This window comes from Bacillus sp. AP50 (genome assembly GCF_040492675.1).
Lineage (GTDB): Bacteria > Bacillota > Bacilli > Bacillales > Bacillaceae_G > Bacillus_A > Bacillus_A cereus.
This window is the reverse complement of sequence record NZ_JBEUTW010000791.1, coordinates 1-1810: the sequence shown is the minus strand read 5'-3', so window position 1 is coordinate 1810 and position 1810 is coordinate 1. Positions and strand designations below refer to the sequence as shown.

The following is a 1810-nucleotide window of genomic DNA, read 5'->3' as shown; positions in this document are numbered from 1 at the left end:
ACATAAATATATAGAAAAATTAGAAAAGAGGAATTGAATTAAGGGAGGAACAACATGAAGCGTGTTGCTTGGATTACTGATAGTACAACTGCGAATTTTAAAACAGAAGGAGATAACTTTGTTATCCCAATCGAAGTTATTATCGATGGAATTTCGTACAAAGATTGTGAAGAAGGTGTACGTGAAAGGGTTTATAATGCGTTAAACGAAGGTAAAACAGTCACTACTTCACAACCTAATATTGGGGAAATGGTAGAGTTATTTACAAAATGCAAAGAAGAATATGAAGAAGGATTTGCAGTTGCTATTAGCGGAAAAGTAAGTGGAACCTATCAAAATATGAAGTTAGCTGCAGAAATGGCAGGTTTTCCATTAACGGTATTAGACAGTGAAACAACAAGTTATCCAATGGATGAACTAATTAGAAAAGCGAAATCGTTATACAATGATGGTATGACTTTACAAGATATACACAAAACATTAGTAGATGAAAAAAGAAGACCCTTTCATGTATTCCCAAAGAGTTTAAAAGGTCTATATGCAAGTGGCCGTGTAAAGGGCATGCAATTTTTACTTGGAAGTTTATTAAGTGTTAACTTAATATTAGAAGTAAAAGGTGGAGAGCTTTTACTTGAAAAGAAAGTTCGTAAAATCCAAAAATGTCGAGAATATATTAAAAATGAACTTGAAAAAGAATTACCAAAAGTACTTCACATGTTCCATGCTAACGATAAAGCTGGAGCTGAAGAATGGATTGCAGATATTAGACAAGCATTCCCTGAAATGGATTTCAAATTATATCCATTACCAATTTCATTTGCAGTTCATGCAGGTGAAGGTACAATAGCAATCAGTTATTAAAGAAAAACCCGTGAATAATTCACGGGTTTTTCTTTAATTAAAATTAAATTGGATCCCGGCATATCTCCAGCGAGCTTAGAAATCGATGGTTCCCCTTAACCTAGCAGTAATTGAAAGACTTGTACTATGGAATCTACAAAATATCCGTATTCTTTTCTTTGTACAAACTATAGGTATACTTTGCATTCTCGGATAAGATCTGATCCATGAAAGCTTTGAACATATACAAGACAATCCCCTTTGGATGCTATTTATTATTACTTCGGTCGTATCGGCTTATCTATCCATGAGCATTAGTACAAGGGAGGGTTTATTATTAGGTTTTATCTAAATTTGAAATAAAGTCGCGACGTTTTGCCCCTTTGAATCAGTTTATCTAAAAGGATGTTTTTATAGTGAAAAGAAGATCTGCACTGTAAGGCGAATTAAGGAACTGCTGGGTAGCAATAAAGCTTCTCCACTAAAGGGCCCATTTAATGAAATAAGGCTTATGAACAAAATGAATTTCTACCATTCGATTAAATCCCGAAAACTGAGGCTGTACTTAGGCACCATTTTATGGTTAATAAAATAATATCAGGTTGATAATGTTTCCACTTGAATAGATTTTGCTTTTCCACACTTAACATGTCTTTTTTTAGAGTACTAGTATCAGTATGTCCAAGTATGGGGAGGTACTGCAGATATTTTGAAGGTTTGCACCAGAACCTAAAATCTTTTCTTTTATCTTCATAAAATCAATTCTTGATAGGCATGTGATGGGACCCCAATAAGGTTGTTTAAAAGTCGGCTTGGAGATATTTTTAAATATGTTTAACATCCAAACTAAGCCAAGGTAATTAAAAATGAAAGTGTCCTATTAATATTAAAAAAACACCTAATCCCATTCTCTTGCTATATTTTTAGTTAACTCACTTGACTATAACGCAACGTCATAGTGCATAATTTT

Annotated in this window: 1 protein-coding gene and 1 pseudogene; one reads left to right on the top strand and one right to left on the bottom strand. The window is 33.3% G+C overall.

Features of this window, described 5'->3' with window-relative positions:
• Nucleotides 1-54 precede the first annotated feature (54 nt).
• Nucleotides 55-861: a DegV family protein gene (locus ABWK52_RS29530; RefSeq protein WP_000831921.1), complete on the top strand. Its 807-nt coding sequence runs from the start codon at nt 55-57 to the stop codon at nt 859-861.
• Nucleotides 862-1374: 513 nt separating this feature from the next.
• On the opposite strand, the pseudogene ABWK52_RS29525 reads toward ABWK52_RS29530, so the two are convergent.
• Nucleotides 1375-1481 (bottom strand): annotated as a pseudogene (locus ABWK52_RS29525) (IS6 family transposase); the annotation flags it as partial.
• Between the last annotated feature and the right edge of the window lie 329 nt (nt 1482-1810).

Bases quoted from the DNA above. Each gene is read 5' to 3' on its own strand.
- ABWK52_RS29530 (WP_000831921.1), top strand. From the start codon at position 55: ATGAAGCGTGTTGCTTGGATTACTGATAGTACAACTGCGAATTTTAAA.